The sequence below is a fragment of the Panacagrimonas perspica genome (genome assembly GCF_004364935.1).
GTDB classification, from domain to species: domain Bacteria; phylum Pseudomonadota; class Gammaproteobacteria; order Nevskiales; family Nevskiaceae; genus Panacagrimonas; species Panacagrimonas perspica.
Genome location: NZ_SOBT01000008.1, coordinates 1,996,160 through 2,014,806, shown reverse-complemented (window position 1 = coordinate 2,014,806; position 18,647 = coordinate 1,996,160). Strand labels below are relative to the sequence as shown.

Annotated in this window: 18 protein-coding genes; 4 read left to right on the top strand and 14 right to left on the bottom strand. The window is 64.5% G+C overall.

All coding sequences use genetic code 11. The features are described from left to right. Positions 1–60 precede the first annotated feature (60 nt). The 4 genes from DFR24_RS09110 to DFR24_RS09095 all read right to left on the bottom strand — a co-directional run bounded on the left by DFR24_RS09110 (position 61) and on the right by DFR24_RS09095 (position 6,863). Positions 61–2,190, bottom strand: a complete 2,130-nt coding sequence (locus DFR24_RS09110; protein ID WP_133880949.1) for a hydantoinase/oxoprolinase family protein — start codon at positions 2,188–2,190, stop codon at positions 61–63. Next, the gene (locus DFR24_RS09105; RefSeq protein WP_133880948.1) at positions 2,187–2,627 is read right to left on the bottom strand and encodes an acetone carboxylase subunit gamma; all 441 of its coding nucleotides are present in this window, start codon (positions 2,625–2,627) and stop codon (positions 2,187–2,189) included. The genes DFR24_RS09110 and DFR24_RS09105 overlap by 4 nt, the downstream gene beginning before the upstream one ends. Before the next feature lie 177 nt (positions 2,628–2,804). Beyond that, on the bottom strand, positions 2,805–4,739 hold the full coding sequence (locus tag DFR24_RS09100) for a hydantoinase/oxoprolinase family protein (protein WP_246051569.1): 1,935 nt from the start codon (positions 4,737–4,739) through the stop codon (positions 2,805–2,807). A gap of 750 nt (positions 4,740–5,489) precedes the next feature. Beyond that, the gene (locus DFR24_RS09095) at positions 5,490–6,863 is read right to left on the bottom strand and encodes a DUF1329 domain-containing protein (protein WP_133880947.1); all 1,374 of its coding nucleotides are present in this window, start codon (positions 6,861–6,863) and stop codon (positions 5,490–5,492) included. 229 nt (positions 6,864–7,092) lie between these two features. Between DFR24_RS09095 and DFR24_RS09090 the strand changes: the two genes are divergently transcribed. Further along, entirely contained in the window at positions 7,093–9,828 is a 2,736-nt protein-coding gene (locus tag DFR24_RS09090; RefSeq protein WP_133880946.1) for a LuxR C-terminal-related transcriptional regulator, read from the top strand. Between the two features lie 99 nt (positions 9,829–9,927). Here the strand turns inward: DFR24_RS09090 and DFR24_RS09085 are convergent, their stop codons facing one another. From DFR24_RS09085 to DFR24_RS09035, 10 genes are all read right to left on the bottom strand, one after another. Continuing rightward, positions 9,928–10,341 (bottom strand): lysozyme inhibitor LprI family protein, encoded by a 414-nt coding sequence (locus tag DFR24_RS09085; RefSeq protein WP_133880945.1) that lies wholly within the window; start codon positions 10,339–10,341, stop codon positions 9,928–9,930. 123 nt (positions 10,342–10,464) lie between these two features. Then, a complete protein-coding gene (locus DFR24_RS09080) occupies positions 10,465–10,887 on the bottom strand; it encodes a hypothetical protein (RefSeq protein ID WP_133880944.1) in 423 nt (140 codons plus the stop codon). A gap of 77 nt (positions 10,888–10,964) precedes the next feature. Beyond that, positions 10,965–11,339 carry an iron chaperone gene (locus DFR24_RS09075; RefSeq protein WP_133880943.1) on the bottom strand — a complete coding sequence of 125 codons (375 nt, stop codon included), beginning with the start codon at positions 11,337–11,339 and terminating at the stop codon, positions 10,965–10,967. A 16-nt stretch (positions 11,340–11,355) separates the two neighbouring features. Further along, positions 11,356–11,583 (bottom strand): cysteine-rich CWC family protein, encoded by a 228-nt coding sequence (locus DFR24_RS09070; RefSeq protein WP_133880942.1) that lies wholly within the window; start codon positions 11,581–11,583, stop codon positions 11,356–11,358. Positions 11,584–11,671: 88 nt separating this feature from the next. Next, on the bottom strand, positions 11,672–12,061 hold the full coding sequence (locus DFR24_RS09065) for a DUF1801 domain-containing protein (RefSeq protein WP_133880941.1): 390 nt from the start codon (positions 12,059–12,061) through the stop codon (positions 11,672–11,674). Then, positions 12,058–12,462, bottom strand: coding sequence for a GFA family protein (locus DFR24_RS09060; protein ID WP_133880940.1), 405 nt, complete (start codon positions 12,460–12,462; stop codon positions 12,058–12,060). The genes DFR24_RS09065 and DFR24_RS09060 overlap by 4 nt, the downstream gene beginning before the upstream one ends. Further along, positions 12,459–12,884, bottom strand: a complete 426-nt coding sequence (locus DFR24_RS09055) for a hypothetical protein (RefSeq protein ID WP_133880939.1) — start codon at positions 12,882–12,884, stop codon at positions 12,459–12,461. Before DFR24_RS09055 ends, DFR24_RS09060 begins: the two co-directional genes overlap by 4 nt. 28 nt (positions 12,885–12,912) lie before the next feature. Continuing rightward, positions 12,913–13,419, bottom strand: coding sequence for a hypothetical protein (locus tag DFR24_RS09050; protein ID WP_133880938.1), 507 nt, complete (start codon positions 13,417–13,419; stop codon positions 12,913–12,915). 131 nt (positions 13,420–13,550) lie between these two features. After that, positions 13,551–14,165, bottom strand: a complete 615-nt coding sequence (locus DFR24_RS09045) for an NADAR family protein (RefSeq protein ID WP_133880937.1) — start codon at positions 14,163–14,165, stop codon at positions 13,551–13,553. A 291-nt stretch (positions 14,166–14,456) separates the two neighbouring features. Then, positions 14,457–14,873 (bottom strand): MerR family transcriptional regulator, encoded by a 417-nt coding sequence (locus DFR24_RS09035; protein ID WP_133880936.1) that lies wholly within the window; start codon positions 14,871–14,873, stop codon positions 14,457–14,459. Between the two features lie 219 nt (positions 14,874–15,092). Between DFR24_RS09035 and DFR24_RS09030 the strand changes: the two genes are divergently transcribed. The 3 genes from DFR24_RS09030 to DFR24_RS09020 all read left to right on the top strand — a co-directional run bounded on the left by DFR24_RS09030 (position 15,093) and on the right by DFR24_RS09020 (position 18,583). After that, entirely contained in the window at positions 15,093–17,381 is a 2,289-nt protein-coding gene (locus DFR24_RS09030) for a heavy metal translocating P-type ATPase (RefSeq protein WP_407075117.1), read from the top strand. Between the two features lie 267 nt (positions 17,382–17,648). After that, positions 17,649–17,768, top strand: a complete 120-nt coding sequence (locus DFR24_RS24895; protein ID WP_246051568.1) for a phage integrase N-terminal SAM-like domain-containing protein — start codon at positions 17,649–17,651, stop codon at positions 17,766–17,768. A gap of 362 nt (positions 17,769–18,130) precedes the next feature. Beyond that, complete coding sequence (locus tag DFR24_RS09020) at positions 18,131–18,583, top strand: hypothetical protein (RefSeq protein WP_136249360.1); 453 nt, start codon at positions 18,131–18,133, stop codon at positions 18,581–18,583. The last annotated feature ends 64 nt before the right edge of the window (positions 18,584–18,647 follow it).

Below are 18,647 nucleotides of genomic sequence, written 5' to 3'. Positions count from 1 at the left end.
CTCCGCTCAATCACTTTCAAGCTCCGTCGCAGAAAAGCGCTGCGACGGAGTCCTTGGGTTTTAGTCGTTCCGCGTGAACCACACAGCGCGCTGTGCAGTCGCGCGGTAGCGCCAGCCCGGCTCGATCAGGTACGTCGTCGCCTTGGTCACGACGATCGCCGGTCCGTCGATCTCGGTTTCGGCCGCCAGCGCGTCCTCGCCATAGATCGGGGTTTCCAGCGCCTTGGCATGCCCGACGAAGTGGCAGGCGCGCTTGCTCACCGGCGCGGGCGGCTTCTTGCCCTTGCCTTCGGGCTTGAGGCCCTGGAAGTTCACGGAAGGCGTCTCGACGAACGAGCAGACGCGCAAGGTGTTCACGCGCACACCCGCCTCGGTCACCTGGCTGCCCTTGCCGAAGCGCTCGCCGTAGCGCTGGTGGAACTGTTCCATCAGCTTGAGCACGTCGGACTGGCCATCCATGCGACGCAGATCGGTGACCACGGCCGTCGTCACGCGCTGGTTGCCGTAGCGCATGTCGAGTTCGAGACGGTAGTTGATCTTGTTCGCCTCGAAGCCCTGACGCAGCAGGTCCTCGCGGCCGCGGCGCTCGAGCTCTTCGACGAAGCCGTTGAACTTGGCGTAGTCGCGGAACAGCTTCTTCTGGTTGGCGTCGAACAGCACCGTCCACGTCGACAGCTCGTGGATGTGCATCTGGTTCATGTTGCCGGCGCCGACCGCCGAGAAGGTCGAGGCGAACGGGGGCGCCAGGATCTTCTTGACGCCGAGCGCGCGTGCGATGCCGCAGGCGTGCAGGGGACCGTTGCCGCCGTAGGCGAGCGTCGTGAAGTTGACCGGCTCGTAGCCGCGCGTACGCAGCTCGCGCGCGATGCCGTTGGCCATGTTGCCGTCGACGGTCTGCTTGACCAGCTTGCAGGTCTCGATCAGATCGCCATCGAGTTCCTCGGCCAGTTCCTCGAGCGTCTGCTTCGAGCGCTTCGGATTGAGCTTGATGTGGCCGCCCGCGTAGTTGGCCGGATCAAGGTAGCCGAGCATCAGGTCGGCGTCGGTCACCGTCGGCCGCATGCCGCCGCGGTCGTAGGCGGCCGGGCCGGGGTCGGAACCTGCGGACTCGGGGCCCACCTGCACGGTCTTGTAGATGCGATCGTACTGGCAGATCGAGCCGCCGCCCGCACCCAGCGTCACGAGGTGCACCATCGGCACCGCCACCATCCAGCGCTCGATCTCGGGGTTGAAGTCGTAGTACTTCACACCACCGTCGACGACGATGCCGATGTCGAACGACGTGCCGCCCATGTCGGTGGCCACGATGTTGCCCAGCTCGGTCTGCAGCGCCAGCGTCTCGCTCGCCGCGATGCCCGACACCGGGCCCGAGTGCACCGTCTGCAGCGCATCGGTGGAGTTGAGCTGCGCCATGCCGCCCGAGTTGTGGTTGCACAGCATCGGCTTGTCGTAGCCGGCGGTGCGCAGGTTCAGTTCGAGCGTGCCCAGGCCGTGATACATCGTCGAGTGCAGGAAGCCGTCCATGATCGTGGACATCGCGCGGGCGTATTCGCCCTTGCGGCCACCGACCTGGTGCGACAGCAGCATCGGGATGGCGCCGAGCATGTGGCCCGGGTATTCCTTCAGGAAGACTTCGCGTACGCGCAGCTCGTGCTCGGGATTCACGACCGAGTTGGCGAGCGTCACGACGATGGCCTCTGCGCCCTTGTCGACGAGTTCGCGCAGCTTCTGACGCAGGTCATCCTCGTCGAGCTTGAGCAGGACATCGCCCTGGTAGTCGATGCGCTCGCGCACATCCAGGATCATCGGGATCGGCACGATGGGGTCGGGACGCTGCGCATTGGGAACGTCCATCTGTTCCTTGTGCGGAAGGCCCGTGGCGTAGCCCTTGGCGCGCGCGAGCGGCACCGAGGAACGAAAGCCCATCGTGGTGAGCATGCCCAGGCGCGGACCCTTGCGCTGGATCAGCGCGTTGGTACCCAGCGTGGTGGCGTAGCGCACCGAGTCGACCTGCGAGAGCAGATCGGATTCCTTGAGATTCAGCTCGACACAGGCGTTCTTCAGGGCTTCGTTGAAGCCCAGCGCCAGGTTCTGGTGCGTCGTGAGCGCCTTGGACTCGATGTACTTGTTGTCCCAGGCCACGAAGCAATCGGTGAACGTGCCACCGATATCGACGGAAACGCGCTTCATGCCTTGTCTCCGGTCGCCATGCGGGCCATCGCCTGGCCGGCATGCACGCTCTTGCGGCTACGCGGGTAGTCCTTGCCGCCCGGTTCCTTGAGGACCTCCTCGCGGTGCTTCCACTGCTCCTTCATCGCGTCGATGTCGAACTCCATGTCGCGCAGCGGCGGATGACCCGGCGGCAGGTACTCGGTTTCCATCATCGTCCCGCACTTGGGGCAGTAGTACTCGATCAGCCGGCACCAGGTCGGGTCGGGCGAGTAGGTGAGCGTGTACTTCTTCGGATCGAGCAGCGGCTTGTGGATCTCGCGGGGGTCACGGTCGTAGGCGAGCAGGCTGCGCTTGTAGTTGTCGCGAGCGGAGTTGAGCACCTTGTCGCAGTGGCGGCATTCCCACTTCTCCGTATCGAGATTGATACGAAGGTTCTCGGTCATCAGGACTTTCATTGGTTGTTCTCCTCAAACGTCAAAAGTTTTTTACCGCAAAGGCGCTAACGGAAAACAAAGGTCGCAAAGGATTCGAAGGTTGGACCGGGCATCCCGTTTCGTCGGGTGTTCCGTCCTTCTTTCTTCTGCGTCTCTTCGCGTCCTCTTTCTTCCTTGCGTCGTTGCGGTGAAATGTTGTTAGACGCGGCTCAGCAGGATGTCGCCGCTGTCGTTGACCTCGAAGCGCCAGCCGGCGTCGATGCGGCCCGTGAAATAGGCCTCTTCGAGCACCGCCGGACCGGCCGCCGAGGCTCCCGGCTTCTGGTCTTCGACCTTGTACAGCGGCAGATCCTTGCCAGCGACCTTGCGCTTGCCGGTGGCCTTGGCATCCGCCTTCTTCTTGCCGAAGGCGCCGGCGAGCAAGGGCTTGGGCAGACGCTTGGTGGTGGCCAGCGACACCGACAGCAGGGCGTCGGTAGGCAGCCCGGAGGGCAGCGAGCCGTTGGTGAGAGGACGGCGCTCGTCGCCCTTCTTCGACGTGATGAGCAGGGTCTGCTCGGTGTCGTAGTCGCCGGAGGCGAAGCCTTCGGCGTACATGCCGCGTTCGGCCAGCTCGGCCAGCTCGGCGAGGCAGGCCTTCAAGCCGGCCTTGTCACGCTGGCGCAGCGGCGCCTCGTACTGATGGCCGATGTCCGAGAAGCCCAGGCCGTAGGCGGAGAACACCGCCGCCAGACCCGGGATCAGCACGCGCGAGATGCCGGCAGCCTCGGCGACCTTGCACACCACGAACGGACCCGCGCCACCGAAGGCCGCGAGCACCGTGTCCTTGGTGGGCTTGCTGAACTCCTTGAGGCTGGAGGCGATCTTGCCGACCCAGGCCTGTTCCATGGCGGCGGCAGCGTCTTCCACCGACAGCTTCAGCGGCTTGCCGACCTTGTCTTCGATGACGGCGCGCGCACGCGACAGGTCGATGTTCAGATCGCCGCCGAAGAACGAGGCGGGGTCCAGCAGGCCGAGCACGAGGAAGGCATCGGTGATCGTGGCTTCGGTTCCACCCAGACCGAAGCAGGCCGGGCCCGGGGCACTGCCCACGGATTGCGGACCGACTTTGATCTTGCCGTCGACGACCTTGATGATCGAGCTACCGCCGACGCCGACGCTGTGCACGTCGCTGAGCGGGAACGACACCTGTACGCCTTCGACATGTCCGCGCGTTTCGGAGCGCACCTTGCCGTCGCTGACTTCGCCGATGTCCGTCGTCGTGCCGCCGACGTCCATGCTCACGAGGTGCTTGAACTTGTAGTGCGAGGAGATGGCGCGCGCGCCTTCCATGCCGCCACGCGGACCCGAGCTGTAGGTCTTCAGCGCGATGGTCTTGGCCACGCGGGCCGAGTTGCCGTCGTTGCGGAAGATCAGTAGCGGGTTCTGCGCCTTGTTCGAACGCAGCTTGTGCTCGGCGTTGTAGAGGAAGCGCTCCATCGCCGGATGCAGGAAGGCGTTGAAGATGGCCGTCCACGTGCGGCGCACGTCGTTGTCGTCTTCGACGACTTCGTGCGTGTAGAGGATGGGAACGGCGCCCAGCAGATGCTGCGGGAACTTGCGCAGCAGGATGTTCTTGATGCGCTCTTCCTGTTCCGAGCGATCCGATCCGCCGTGGGCGACGATGACGCGGTTGGCGCCCGCCGACGACAGCGAATTGATCGCCTTGACCGCAGCGCGCTCGAGATCCTCGCCCTTGAGCTTGAGGTCGAGCGTCGTGATGCGCTCACCGATGACGGCATCGAACAGCTCGCCGGCCTTGGCGTCCTTCTTGAGCGCCGCTGCCGTGAGCTTGCCGGTGAGCACGATGCCCAGACGCGGGCCCTTGCGCTCCACGAGGGCATTGGTGCCCTGCGTGGTCGAGTAGCGGATGTGGTCAGTGCTGGTGATCAGCGAGACCAGGTCTTCCTTTCCGTAGATGGCCTTCGAGGCCTTGGTCAGTCCGTCGAAGAAGCACCGCGCCAGATCATGCGGTGTCGTCAGGGTTTTGGTCCTATGGACCTGATTGCCGTCGATCACGCAGATGTCGGTCAGCGTGCCGCCGTTGTCGATATTGATGAGCTTTCCCACCATCTCCTCCTTGTATGCGGGCATGAACCGGGGATCGGTACCGTCCGCTGGACCCGAATCGGGCCCGCGTTGTGATTGACGCAGGTTAAAAGCCTAGCCAGCTCATATGACTACCCTGTGGGGTAAACACGCCATTAGGGCTGACCCTGAATCCGCGTGAAGACGAATCGGCATGCATGCGAGCGTGCAAAAAACCGACGGCTGCCGCGGCGCACCAAAGCGGGTCAGAGGGGCCGAAAAACCCGGCGGCCGACGCCGCTTCCGCGCTTTTTTTCCCAACGCTGTTCATCGCCCCGATCCCGCATCCCGCCCATTCCTGCGCATCGGAAATGCTTCACCGCAGCTTTCGTGGCGTGGCGTATCGAGGCAGCGGACAAGTGCACGGGAGGACAGCTTCAAGGGCTCTGACGACAAAGTCCCTGCGCCGGTTCTTCGCGAGCAGGGAATCGCGAGTGGTGCGGGGTCTTTTGCGGACGCCCATGACATTGGCGCAACGGCGTATCGGGTGGCCCGAGCCCGCGACCGGCGAGTGAAAACGGCAGGCCGCTTCCCGCGGCGACGGAACCGCTTCGTCAAAAAAACCGGCGATCCAGGAGGCGGACCGCCGGGGCGCTCTGGCGAGCGGGAAGCTGTGGCGCGAAACGCAAAAAAAATCCGGCACCCTATGCGTTAAGGTGCCGGAGCGCTCTGGCGAGAGCAGGAGGAAAACGTGTTGGCGGCCTGTGCCGCCGATTCAGTCTTTGGATTCGATTCCGTCTTTTACTGACCCGGCTTTTACTGGCCCAGACGCGCGATGGCGCTGGTGGTCAGGAACTGGTTGTAGAAGTCGTAATCCGGATCGTATGCCGACTTGTATCCCGTCGGGCTCGCCTGGGCGTGATGAATACGCGTCATGCGGTTGGACTGGATGTCGTGGACATGGCAGTAATCCCACGACCACGCCGGCGTGCCGTCCCGGTTCTTCTGGACGAAGGTGCCCTTCTGCTGGCGGCCGGAGCCCGTTTCGAACGACTTCCAGACCTCGCCACGACGGTCGTAGGTGATGCTCGAGTTGTACATGTTGTTGCGGGTGTCGATCCAGACGCGCTTCTTGCCCACGGGCGCGCGCGGGTAGCCGGTGGGCTTGGTGTCGAACACCACGCATTCGGGCACGAGCTGGAAGCAGGTGTCATAGAACGTCACGTTCTGTCCGCCACCGTGGACCTTCTTGTTCCAGTTCGGCGCGTCGCCCTGCCAGTTCTCCGAGACCGGCGCCAGGTGAGGCTTTCTTTCCACCATCTGGTAGTCACCCCAGGTCAGCATGGGGTCGCCCGAGGACCACGCGTCCGACAGGAAGAACGTCATGCCCGGCACGACCGGCTCGAAGCGCTGGTTGGTGGGGAACTGGCGCACGCGCTTGAATGCCGGGAAGTAGCCGTGCAGATCGGGGAACTTGCGCTGGTCGTAGTACCAGATCGACAGGAACGAAGATCCCTTGACGTCGTTGGGACGCGTGAACCAGATCGACTGCAGGCGGAGCAGATCCTTGCGATCGTTGAACACCTTGCCATCGGCGCGGGCCTGGCACTGGAGTTCCGCCCAGATGAATTCGCGGTCGTAACCGATGCTGCCGTCCGGCGCGAGGCTCACTTCCGGGATGGCGTAGATGGAGAAATTGTGACGTCCCCAGCTCATCGTGATATTGGCCAGCGCTTCCTTGGCGTCCTTGGGCTCCATGAAGGGCACGCCGCCGAGCCAGTTCTCACCGGTGTCGGCAACCAGGTTGCCATCCGCCGCCCACTTCGCACGCCCCTTGTTGCGCAGCGTCGCGTCGAGGTGATCCTTGTTGTACATCGTCGTGATGTCACGCGTCGTCGCGACGATCTTGATGCGACGCTTCTGGTTCTTCAGGTTCTCGTACTGGATCGGGTCGAGCAGATCCTTGACGATGTCGACGTTGTTGGCGTCGATGTAATCGCCGGTCTTGATCTTGCCCTTCGTGTACATGTCGATCGACATCAGCTCATCGGGATACGCCTTGCTGATGTCGCCATTGGTCTCCGCAACCGACCACATAGGAGCCAGAACGCCGAGGCCGCCGACCCCCATGGCTGTTTTTTCCAGGAAGTTGCGGCGGGAATAGTTGAAATCGTATTTGCGGATGCGCATCGGGCTCCTCTCCAAAAGAGACGCGGGTAGACGCCCGGTTCTATCGCCGGACGTGTTTTTACCTGCTTCGCCAGATGCTAATGACTGCTCGCCGGGTTCTATTTATGTCCATCTGTCCCGACCGGTAGACGGTAGGCTTGGGGCATCGAGGGCACACTACCCTTGAGGGTAATCTTGCCCCTGCGCGCCGGCCCCATGCTGCGCGTCTCAACCGAGGACAGACGTTTCCGTGAGACCCAAAGCGCGTGCAGAGCAGCCCGCTGCTCCGGTCATCAATCACAAGATCTCCGCGCCCGAGGCACATCGGCACGCGGTGGAACGTGAGCAGCTCCTGCGCCGGATTTTCGGTGAAGGTGCAGCACGTGTGGTGGTGTTCCAGGGGCCTGCCGGGCATGGCAAGACCTCCCTGATGCTGCAGGCACAGAGTGCCTGCCGCACGCGGGGCATGCTCACCGGCTGGATCTCGCTGGACGAGACCGACAACGACGTCACGCGCTTCCTGGGCCACGTCCAGGAGATGGTGTCGGGCATACGCGCCGAGGCGCGACTCGATGGCGCCTCGCCCGATCCTGCCCGTGCGCCGGACGTCACTTCGCGTACGGACTGGCTCGTCAGCCGCCTGCTCGAGCTCGACCGCCCGATCGCGGTGTTCCTCGATGACCTGCACTTCGTCAGCAGCCGCATGATGCTGGGCTTCCTGCGGGAACTGCTGGCCGGCAGTCCGCCTCGGATCCGCTGGTTCCTCGCCAGTCGCGTGGTGCCCGAACTGGGTCTGCCGCGCCTGGTCGTCGGCGACCAGGCGATGCTGATCCGCGCCGAGGAGCTGCGTTTCTCCCAACTCGAAGTTCAGCGCTTCTTCGACCGCGCCGGCGACGTGCAGGTCACGCAGGCCGAGGTGCAGGCCATTCACGAGGGCACCGAGGGCTGGCCTGCGGCCGTGCAACTCTATCGCCTGGCGCTCGACAGCCCGGCCGTGCGCCAGTCCTTGCGCGAGGGACGCGCGCATCAGGTGCGCGAGCTGGCGGATTACCTCGCCGACAACGTGCTGGCCCGCCAGGAGCCGCGCGTGCAGGAGTTCCTGCTCAAGACGTCGATGCTCGATCGCATGACGGTGCCGCTCTGCAACGCGGCGCTCGAGTCGCGCGACGCGCAGGACGTGCTGGGTTTCCTCGAACGCACCGGTCTGTTCGTGCGCCGCAACGAGTCCGACCAGCAGTCGTTCACGTACCACGCGATCTTCTCGCGCTTCCTGCGCGATCATCTCAGTGCCGCGTATCCGGACAGCATCGAAGGCCTGCACCGTCGCGCTGCACAGTGGCATCGCGAGGAAGGGCATTTCGAAGAGGCCCTGCATCATTTCTCGTGCGCGGGCGATCACGCGGACGCTGCCGACGTGTTCGAGATGTGGGCCGAACGGCTCGTGCCGGACGGACACATGGTCACCGTCGATCGCTGGTCCGACACGGTGCCGATGGAGGAACTCGAACGCCGGCCAGGCCTGGTGGTCAAGATCGTCTGGGCACTGGCGTTCCTGAGCCGCCATCGCAAGATCGAACCACTGCTGCGCCTGCTGCGCGCGATCCCGGAAGACGCCTGCGTCAGCGGCGATCCGCGCGTGGCGATCAGCATGGCCGCCATCATGAAGGACGACCTCGTGCGCATGGCCGATGTCATCTCGATGATCGACACGAGCGTGGCCAGCACCTCGCGCTTCCGCAATTTCGAACTCAGCGCCGTGTCGAATGCGCGCGGATATAACGCGATGGCGGCGGGCCAGTACGACGAAGCGCTGCGATTTCTCGCGCGCGGCCGCGCACTCAGCGACGGCGCGGATGCAACGTTCACGTGGGCATACTCCATCGGCAAGAGCGCGCTCACGCTGGTATCGCAGGGCCAGCTCCAGGAAGCCCTGACGCTGTTCCGCAACGCGCTGTCCGATCCGCGCATGTATGTGGAGGAGTCGCAGTCCACCGCTTGTCTCGCCTGCGGGTGGATCGCAGCGCTGTACGAGGCCGACGAACTCGACCTCGCGATGGCGCAGTACCGTCAGTACCGCGAGATCATCGCCAGTGCCGGCATCCACGATTATCTGGTGATCGCGTATCGCGCCATCGCGCGCATCCACGATCAGCGCCATGAGCCTGCCGAAGCCCTGGCGATGCTCGAGGAAGCCGAGCAACTGGCCTTCAGCGGTCAGTGGCCGCGTGCCGTCAGATTGATCTCGTGGGAGCGCGTGCGTCGCGAGCTGCTGGCCGGTCGTCTGGATCGTGCGCGCATCATCGCGGGGCGCATCGAAGACGGCGGCGAGCGTGCGGACACCAACTGGGTGCGCATCTCCGAGGACTCCGAAGATACCGTGATCGGGCGCATCCGCCTGCACGTGCATGCGGGCGAGCACCGCGAGGCGCTGCGGCTGATCCAGCCCTGTCTGCGCCAGGCGTCGCTGCGCACGCGCGTGCATCGGCAGATCAAGCTGCACGTGCTATCGGCGCTGGCGCACAAGAAGAGCGGCAACGAGGGCCTGGCCCACCGCAGTCTCGACCAGGCGCTGAGCCTGGCGGCGCCGGGAGGCTATGCACGTGCCTTGCTGGACGAGGGCGAGGAAGTGGCGCAGTTGCTGCTCGCGCACGTGCGTCCGCGGCTGAACGCGTCGCCGGCCGTGGTGGAGTCCGAGAGCGATCGCTTCCTGATCGGTCTGATCGGCACCAGCGCGCCCGAAGCGCATGGCCGTACCGATACGAAGACGACCGGCCACGGTGGCGGCGTGGGCGAGGCCTTCACCGAACGCGAGAAGAAGATCCTCTCGATGATCGTGAACTACATGTCGAACGACCAGATCGCCGCCGCGATGTTCGTCACCCGCGACACGGTGAAGTACCACCTGAAGAACATCTACGCGAAGCTGGGCGTGAAGAGCCGGCTCGAGGCGATCCGTGCGGTTCGCGAGAGCCGCATCAATTTGTGATCGGGCGGGAGAGACGCTCCCCGTAGCCCGGGCGAAGCCCGGGATGACGCTCGATAAATGGACGAATCTCCCGGACTTCGTCCGGGCTACGCCGGCCTTCTAGTGACACTCGTCGGCGGGCTGCCCCTGCTCGAGGAATTGCGCCAGCCGTTTCGTCCGCTCGCGCGTCATCTTCGCCTGGTAGGACGAATAGCACTGCGACGTCATGCTGCCCCAGCACACGTCGGGATCTGCGTTGTCGCAGGCGAACATCGCCGCAAGCTCGGCATCGCGAAACGCCACCCAGGCCTTCTGCGCGGCTCGCAGCTTTTCCACGAACGGCTTGTTCGCGGCCTCCTTCTTCATCAGCGCCTTGTAGGTCTCGTTGAGTTTCCTGTCCGCCACGTCGAGATCGTCGACGGCGCAGGCGGTCATCTCGATCTGCGTTCCGCCTGGGTCGCAGGCGGCGAAGTCGGCTGCGAGCGCGGGCGTGATCGTCATGCAGACGACGATGGCCATGATCGAATGCTGCATGAGGGGTTCTGGCAGGAGCGAAACCCAATATACGATCCGCGGGCGAGCGGGGTCATCATGCCAACGCAGATTTGCAAATCGCGCCCGAGGTGAGGAGAGCAGCCGGGATGGTGCCAACGAGCTTCAGGCTGTCCCCGTCGACCTGAGGATCGACCAGGCGATGGGCTGCAGGGTGTGCGCAAGAACGCTCAGCGCGACGCCCAGCAGGATTGGCGACCCGGCGATCTGTGCCGACTCGCCGAATCCGAGCGCGGGTTTCACGAGCTTGCCGACGATCCAGTGCGCCCCGAACCAGAAGACGGGCCCGAGCGTGAACAGCAGGATGTAGAAGACGGCGAGCCCTTCCATGCCGGACGTGCCGCGCGCGGGAATGATTACGGCCGCTGCGGTCACCAGCGCGATGGGTACCGTCGCGAGTCGCACCGGCAGCCAGGATCCGTGTTTTCCGCGCTGCAGGAAGTAAGCCCGTTCCCAGCGCAGCAGGAACACGAGCGCTACGAGACAAAGGCCGGCAAACAGGCCGATCAGCAGAGGGAATGCCTGCATCCTAGAAAGACGTCCTCGTTCGCGGTTGTCGAAACACGATCATCGCTGCATGCCCGAAAGCGTAGGGACTGGCGCCGTCACCAGAACGAATCATCTTCACGCTTCTTCACGTCCTGGACGCAGCACTCCGCGATCCTGAGGATCAGATCTTCCGGCAGCGGCTTCTTGTACGGAAGCTGCAGTGTGCCCTTGGTGGTCTTGTGCGGTTCCAGGTCCTTGCGAAACGCCGCCAGCGTGGTCTTCGTGGGTGCAAAGCTGATGTGCGCCTTGTGTGCGGAGAAGGCGAACAGGAATCGGGGCTCGATGAAGAAAGGGGTTCCCCACTTGATCGCTTCTTCGGCCTGCGGAGCCACGGATTGGAGGAGTGCGTACAGCCGTCGAAGATGGGCCTGGCCTTCGGGTGGAGCGGCCTGGATGTATTCGGCGATCGTCGTCGGGCATTTGCCGGCCATTTCCAGCGTCCGTGTCTTACGGCGCCTGCGAAGGCTGCGCCGACCCGGACAGGTTCAGGCCTGCGGCGCAGCGCGGACAGAGGCAAGCCTTGTCGATCAGGTCGGCAGGCACGCGAGCCAGCGCCTCGGCACTGACGCTGGCCGTGGTGCACCAGCATTCGACGTCGAACGTGCCGGTCGAGGCCGGCGCACATTGGTTTGATCCGCCGCAGATCGGACACACCGTGTTGGGGAGCGGGTTCATGGATTCGGGTGGAGGGCGATCGGTTCTGGACGCGATTCTGCAGGGTTCGCAGCCTCGAGAATAATCGGTGCGGGCGGGGTCCTGGGTTCTAGATCTGCGTGGGATCTCCCAGCGTCCTGTTCAACCGGATCGCTTCCCTGACCAGGCGGCGCGTCGTGTTCGACGCGACCTCGTCGCCCTGGTGCAGCTCGACGGTGGCCATCTCGTACTTGCCCCCGGGCTTCAGTCGCGGCTCGATCTCGCGCAGAAGCTTTCCGCGCCAGAAGCCGAACAGCACCCGGCTTTCCTCGGCGCGGATCAGGAGCAGGGGGCCGTTGGAGAGATACACCAGGTGCCCCCACTTGATGACCTCGTCGAGCGCGGCCGCGGCGGCGAGTACATCGCTCCGCAGTTTTTCCACCGTGAGCCGCTGCCAGCCCGACAGCGCGCCGACGTAGGCGGCGGGGTTGGGCGCCGGAACCGTTTTCTTCATCGTCATCCAGAGCCCTCGATGCTGTCCGGAAACTCGACCCATGGATGCTTGTGGCACTCGTAGACCGAGAACGAGGGCGTCCACGTCGCGGCGCCCGCGAACGTGCCGAGCGCGATGCCGATGAATCCGGGCAGCGCATCGTTGGTGTAGTAGACGCTGGAGCCGCAGACGGGACAGAAATGGAAGGTCAGTGCGTGGCCGGAGTCGGCAATGCGGGTGTACGGCGTGGCCGCGCCGGACAGCGTGACGCTGGAGGCAGGGAAGCGCGCCTGGGTGCCGAAGGCGCTGCCGGTGCGTCGCTGGCACGCGGTGCAGTGACAGACCGAGACGCGAACCGGATCGCCCACGCATGCCGCGGAGAGTTGTCCGCACAGGCAGACGGCGTTGCGAGTGGAGGATGCCGTCATGGATGCGTTCGCCGGAACTCCGCGCCCACCTCGTCGGCGGAAGGATTCGCCTTGCCCATGCCGTTGACCAGCACGATGGGGATCTCGCCGGTCATCACGACGTTCAGGCGCTTGAACGCGGCCTCGGTTTCGGGATTCGGCTCGAAGGCCTGCGCCGCGTAGTGGTCCGTCTTCACGACCGGGATTCCGCGATCGGCCAGGCTTTGCGCGAGTGCCTTCGCCCGTTGCGCGCCTTCGCGAGGGCAGTTCAGCGGAGCGAAGACCAGCACGGTATTCGCAGGCGTTCCGTCGGGCATCGGCACCGGGAGAAAACCGCCCGGCGTCGCAAGGGCCTGCATGGCTTTTTCGTCCCGTCGCTGGTTCCACCACTGCATGCCGCCGGCGATGAGCGCGACGATGACGAGCAGGCGGGCTAGGGACATGGACGCCTGCCGCACAGTGTCCGCAGCGTCACGATCCTATTCCGGTCGCGCCTTCGACGAGCTTCCGATCCGCTGTCAGAACGTCTCGATAGCGACTGGATGCGAGGCACAGCTTGTGGGCCGGCCCTACGAGGCAGAGTCGATAGGTCGTGGAATTGTCGTCGGCGCTGCGGGCGGCCTCGGAAATGACGCTGACTTCCGAGAAATCCGACAGCGCATGACCCGAAGTATGGACCGGCACGATCACGCGCCATTGTTCGATCACCGTCCCTATATTGCGGCTGACGAAGTACGTGACCTTCAGGAACAGCAGCAGGATGCCGAACGCCAGGATCGCGGTTCCGATGGCGCGGATCAGGTTGGGATCCGCCATCTGTTTCACGCCGTCCTGGACGTGGCCGTTGGTCCAGCCCTGCGGATGGAACAGCATCGTGAGTCCGAACGCGATCGAGAACAGGCCCCCGATCAACCGGCTCGGCGAGAGCGGTTGGTAGATCAGCGAACCGTGGGCGCCTAGCGGCTTGACGCGCAGCATCGGGCGGTCGCGTCCGTCGCGGGTACGCAGGCCCGGATCTCGATCGGATCCATTGCGGTCATCCAGCTTGAGAGAGCGGAACGTTCATGGGTCGGAATGCCCTGCGTGGCCAGATGCCTAGATTACGCCGGTCATGAGCCGGCACGCCGTTTCCGGCCGGTGTTTCGGTGGGAGGCGCGGCCCTGGGGCTGGATCGCCGGCGGCGTCGACGCCAAGCGTTCCCTGACCTCCATCAGCGCGAAGCCGAGCAGGTTGAGGCCGTTCCATTTCCGCGGGTCGTTCGCCTCGGGCACGTCGGCGCTCAGACCGATCCCCCAGATCCTGTCCAGCGGGCTGGCCTCTACGAGAACCTTCCGGCCGGTGCCGAGCAGAAAACGAAGAAGCCCGTCGTGCTGCCCGAACTTCAGCAGGTTGGCCTGCACGACGATGTCCCATCGATGCCGGACCCACACGTCTTCCACGAAATTCTCGACCTGGCGTCCCAGTGCCTTCGCCTTGCCTGGATCGTCGGCGGCCAGCACTTCGTCGCGCGTCCGGAGATCGCCGAACAACTCGGCCTTGTGCGCCATCATGAAATGTTCGGCGGTGCGATAACGATGGCCGCCGGATTCGAACGGCGCATCGAACCACTGGCTGAAGCAGGACTTGGTGACGACGCCACTCGCGGGGCTTCGATGACCCCAGAACAGCAGGTACTCGTGGGTCTTGCCCTGCTCGAGGTCGTCGATCAGTCCGCTCATGTCCATCGCTGTATTCTTCCTTTTCGCCAACCTTCGGATGCGGCCCGCAAGCTGCGAACTCCGTCTTGGATTGTCTCGATACCCTGTTGCTTGAGCCGCTCGAGATCATCGTTCATCGCTTTGAGTTCGTCAGGCGAATGACGCTGCCAGCCTTTGACCTCACCCGAATACCCACTCGATGAAGTACTCGGGTAGCCACTCTGAGCGGACCATCGAATACTCGCCGCGAGCCCCTCTACGTCGAGATGGGCCAAACGGGATCACCATCCCAATCCAGGACCAGCGCGGACGGTTCCATTACCCCCCGGCAGCCACCGCAAGAGTGGAGATGATCGGACACGGCAAATCCGCACGAGTGTGTTCGCATTCGGAAACAAGGTGCTTCAGCGCTTTCTGCATGCGCCGAAGGTCCGAAAGCTTTTGCTCGATCTGTTGCAGCCGGTCCGTGGCGATCTTGCGGATTGAGGCGCGATCAGCGCCGTCTTCCAGTCGAAGCAAGCTGGAGATCTCATCCAGAGAGAAGCCGAGTTCCTGTGCGCGCTTGATGAAGCGTATCCGCTCCGTCAGCACGACCGGGTAGTGCCGGTAGGCGCCGACGGTCGCGGGTAGCGGCAGCAAGCCACGCTGCTGGTAGTAGCGGATCGTTTCGATACCGACGCCAGCCGCTCGCGCAAGCCGGCCGATGGTCATCGACTCCGGGTTCTGTGTGGGCATGATGAAGCGCCTTGACTCTGGGGTCGGGTACAGAGCTTAACCTGCATGCATCCCGATCGACGGAGCACGTATATGAAGGACACGAAAGCTGCCCGCAGTCATCAGCACACCGACCCCAAGGCTCTCTTGCATCAGGATCGCTCGACTCACAGTTGCGGTTCATCTCATGAAGAGCCCGTCGGCCATTCAGCCGAAGGGCTGAAGGACCCGGTTTGCGGCATGAGTGTCACCGAACAATCGCCGCATGTGCTGCAGCGTGACAGCAAGCGAGTCTATTTTTGCAGCGCGGTATGCAAGACGAAGTTCGTCGCGAACCCTGATCGCTACCCGCTCACGGCGTTGCGCCTCGCAGCGAACCAACCTGCACCCGCCAGGGCGGACGCGATGTACACCTGCCCGATGCATCCGGGGGTGCGGCAGGACCATTCGGGCGCTTGCCCGAAGTGCGGCATGGCGCTGGAACCCGAAATGCCGTCGCTCGATGAGGAGGAGAGCCCTGAGCTCAGGGACTTCCGTCACCGCTTCCTGTGCACCTTGCCACTGACCCTCGCAGTCACCGTGCTCGCGATGGCGGGCCATCGGCTGCAGTGGTTCGAGATGGCCACGCAGAGCTGGATCGAACTGGCGCTCAGTCTTCCCGTCGTGCTGTGGGCGGGCTGGCCGTTCTTCGTGCGCGGGTTGCAGTCTGTCGTTCGCCGAAGCCCCAACATGTGGACCCTGATCGGCCTCGGCACCTCGGCGGCGTTTATCTACAGCGTCGTCGCGACGGTGGCGCCTGGCGTGTTTCCAGCATCATTCGTGTCGATGGACCGCGTCGCGGTCTACTTCGAAGCGGCCGCGGTGATCATCTCGCTGACCCTGCTCGGTCAGATTCTGGAGCTCAAGGCACGGTCGCAGACCTCCGCCGCGATCAAATCTCTGCTTGGGCTGGCGCCGAAGACCGCGCGTCGAATCAATGCAGACGGCCGCGAGGACGATGTGCCCCTAACCCATGTGCATGTCGGGGATAGGCTGCGCATCCGGCCGGGCGAGAAGGTGCCCGTCGATGGGGTCGTGCTCGAGGGTGGCAGTTCGGTGGACGAGTCCATGCTCACTGGCGAACCCATGCCCGTGACCAAGCGCGTCGGTGACAAGCTCATCGGTGCAACGCTGAACACCAACGGCGCGCTGGTGATGCGGTCCGAGCGTGTGGGCGCGCAGACGGTCCTCGCCAGCATCGTGCAGATGGTGGCCCAGGCGCAGCGCTCCAAGGCGCCGATGCAGCGCATGGCGGACCGGGTGGCGGGCTACTTCGTCGTCAGCGTGGCGAGCGTGGCGTTGCTCACGTTTTTTGCCTGGGGTTTCTTCGGGCCAGACCCGCCTTGGGCCTACGGATTGATCAACGCCGTTGCCGTGCTGATCATCGCCTGCCCCTGCGCGCTGGGCCTGGCCACGCCGATGTCGATCATGGTCGCTACCGGCAAGGCTGCGACCCAGGGTGTGCTGTTTCGCGATGCCGCCGCGATCGAAAACTTCCGCAAGGTCGACACCCTGATCGTCGACAAGACCGGCACGCTGACTGAAGGCCGACCGAGGTTCCACAGCGCGATCGCAGCGCCCGGAATGACCGATGACGAGGTGCTGCGCCTGGCGGCCAGCCTGGATCAGGGGAGCGAGCATCCGCTGGCCGAAGCCATTGTCGGCGCTGCACACGAACGCGGGCTCGCCATCGGGACGGTCGACGGCTTCGAATCCAGCACCGGCATCGGTGTGCGCGGCCAGGTTGACGGCAAGGCCTTGGCGCTCGGCAGCACCGCGTTGATGAACCAGCTCAAGGTTGACGTGGATGCTTTGGAGGCCATGGCCGAGACTCTGCGCGGCGAGGGTGCCAGCGTGATGTTCCTGGCCAGCGACGGCCGCGTCGCAGGTCTGCTTGCCGTATCCGATCCGGTGAAGGCGAGTACCGCGGAAGCGCTCAGCACGCTCAGGGCATCGGGACTGCGGGTCATCATGGCCACCGGCGACGGCCTCACGACCGCCAAGTCGGTCGCCGCACGACTGGGCATCGAGGAGGTGCATGGCGAGGTCAAACCGGCGGACAAGCTCGCGCTGGTTGCCCAGCTCCAGTCAGAGGGCCGCATCGTGGCCATGGCCGGCGACGGCATCAACGATGCGCCGGCCCTGGCCAAGGCCGATGTGGGGGTGGCGATGGGCACGGGTACGGACGTGGCGATGAACAGCGCGCAGGTCACGCTGGTGAAGGGGGATCTCCGCGGCATTGTCCAAGCCCGTGTGATCTCGCAGCAGACCATCACCAACATGAAGCAGAACCTGGCCTTCGCCTTCGTCTACAACGCGCTGGGTGTTCCGCTGGCCGCGGGCGTGCTGTTTCCGCTGACCGGCTGGCTGCTGTCGCCGATGATTGCGGCGCTGGCGATGAGCCTGAGTTCAATCTCGGTGATCGGCAATGCGCTGCGTCTGCGTAGCGCGAAGCACCGAGTGCCGACAGCGCACAAGCCGTCCCTTTGAGCTTCTCCGATCTGGAGCGTTTGATCGCCACATGGGGGAACCCGGGTTCCATTTCCTGATTCTTGTGCACGCCGGGTGCGTGCGCTTTCAGTCCACGATCTCGGCGCCGGGAGTGCCGTGTCAGCACACCGGGGAGAGACCTTGTCCATGAGCGCCAACGCCTGCAATCAGCCGTGGTTACGGCGCACAGCGGAAATCTCGAAATGTTCGACCAAGCCACGGGCGTCGTAACCGTTGGTCGCTCTGCGGGACGTGGGTGAGGCGGAAGTGACGACGTTTCTGGCCCATCTCGCGGTGAACCGGAACGTGTCGGCCCGCACACAGAGCCAGGCGCTCGCTGTGATCCTGTTCCTGTACCGGGAAGTGCTGGGCGTGAAACTGCCGTAGCTGAAGGTGTGGCCCCCGCCAGGAGACCGCAGCGTCTGCCCACGGTGCTCACGCTGGCGGAGGCGCCATCCCGATCGCGACGCCGCACATCCGCTCCCATCGCCCGGCTGCAGCCTCGGCCTGCGCGAGCGACTCGACGCCGTTAGCATTGCCGCTTCTGTCCGCCTGGACGTTCGCGTTTCGTATTCATGGATAAGGCTGTCGGGGTGGAGCGTGCGACCCCTCTGGAACCGCGCTCCCGCTCCGTATTTCCCGTTCTGGCGGCGGGGCTGACGGTCTGCCTGTTCATGCTGGCAGCGTGTGCGCCGCAGTATCAGAACCAGAGACGAGTCGTTCGCGAACCGCCGCCGCCGCGACCCCCCGTGCAGCCGGCGCTGTTGTCGATCCAGGGAGACGAGCCCGGTCTGAAGGTGACCGAAGTCGACGGCGTGCCCTGGGAGAACCTGCCGGAGTCCTCGATCCTGCGCGATCGCAACGCGCCGATCGGGAAGCTGGGCGCCGTCGGGATCTGGCTGGCGCCGGGAATGCACACCGTGCATGCGAAGTTCGTGCGCAATATCGAGGGCGGGATCTCGTTCGTGCAGGGGGAGGTGTGGGTGCGCGCCATTTCCGGGCACACGTACATGATCCATCCGACCACGACGACGGACCGCGGGCGCGTGTCGTTCAGCATGGTCGATTACGGCGTGTCGTTCTTGCCGGAATGCCTGCCGGGCGCGATCAGCAATGCCAAGCAGAAGAGCGTGACGAATCGACAGGTTCGCTTCGTGCACGACGACATCGCGGCGTGCATGGAAGCGGTGTGGAAGTACTGAAGAGACGCAGGCGCAGCGGGCGCCGCGCCAGGTAGAGGGACCGCGCAGCGCGCGGCAGGGTCGT

Coding starts and splice junctions, on each gene's coding strand:
- DFR24_RS09065 (WP_133880941.1), bottom strand. CDS start 12,061: ATGACGATGAAGAAAACGGTTCCGGCGCCCAACCCCGCCGCCTACGTC.
- DFR24_RS09075 (WP_133880943.1), bottom strand. CDS start 11,339: ATGGCCGGCAAATGCCCGACGACGATCGCCGAATACATCCAGGCCGCT.
- DFR24_RS09045 (WP_133880937.1), bottom strand. CDS start 14,165: ATGGACATGAGCGGACTGATCGACGACCTCGAGCAGGGCAAGACCCAC.
- DFR24_RS09095 (WP_133880947.1), bottom strand. CDS start 6,863: ATGCGCATCCGCAAATACGATTTCAACTATTCCCGCCGCAACTTCCTG.
- DFR24_RS09110 (WP_133880949.1), bottom strand. CDS start 2,190: ATGAAGCGCGTTTCCGTCGATATCGGTGGCACGTTCACCGATTGCTTC.
- DFR24_RS09100 (WP_246051569.1), bottom strand. CDS start 4,739: ATGCCCGCATACAAGGAGGAGATGGTGGGAAAGCTCATCAATATCGAC.
- DFR24_RS09070 (WP_133880942.1), bottom strand. CDS start 11,583: ATGAACCCGCTCCCCAACACGGTGTGTCCGATCTGCGGCGGATCAAAC.
- DFR24_RS09080 (WP_133880944.1), bottom strand. CDS start 10,887: ATGCAGGCATTCCCTCTGCTGATCGGCCTGTTTGCCGGCCTTTGTCTC.
- DFR24_RS09030 (WP_407075117.1), top strand. CDS start 15,093: ATGAGTGTCACCGAACAATCGCCGCATGTGCTGCAGCGTGACAGCAAG.
- DFR24_RS09060 (WP_133880940.1), bottom strand. CDS start 12,462: ATGACGGCATCCTCCACTCGCAACGCCGTCTGCCTGTGCGGACAACTC.
- DFR24_RS09035 (WP_133880936.1), bottom strand. CDS start 14,873: ATGCCCACACAGAACCCGGAGTCGATGACCATCGGCCGGCTTGCGCGA.
- DFR24_RS09055 (WP_133880939.1), bottom strand. CDS start 12,884: ATGTCCCTAGCCCGCCTGCTCGTCATCGTCGCGCTCATCGCCGGCGGC.
- DFR24_RS09085 (WP_133880945.1), bottom strand. CDS start 10,341: ATGCAGCATTCGATCATGGCCATCGTCGTCTGCATGACGATCACGCCC.
- DFR24_RS09105 (WP_133880948.1), bottom strand. CDS start 2,627: ATGAAAGTCCTGATGACCGAGAACCTTCGTATCAATCTCGATACGGAG.
- DFR24_RS09050 (WP_133880938.1), bottom strand. CDS start 13,419: ATGCTGCGCGTCAAGCCGCTAGGCGCCCACGGTTCGCTGATCTACCAA.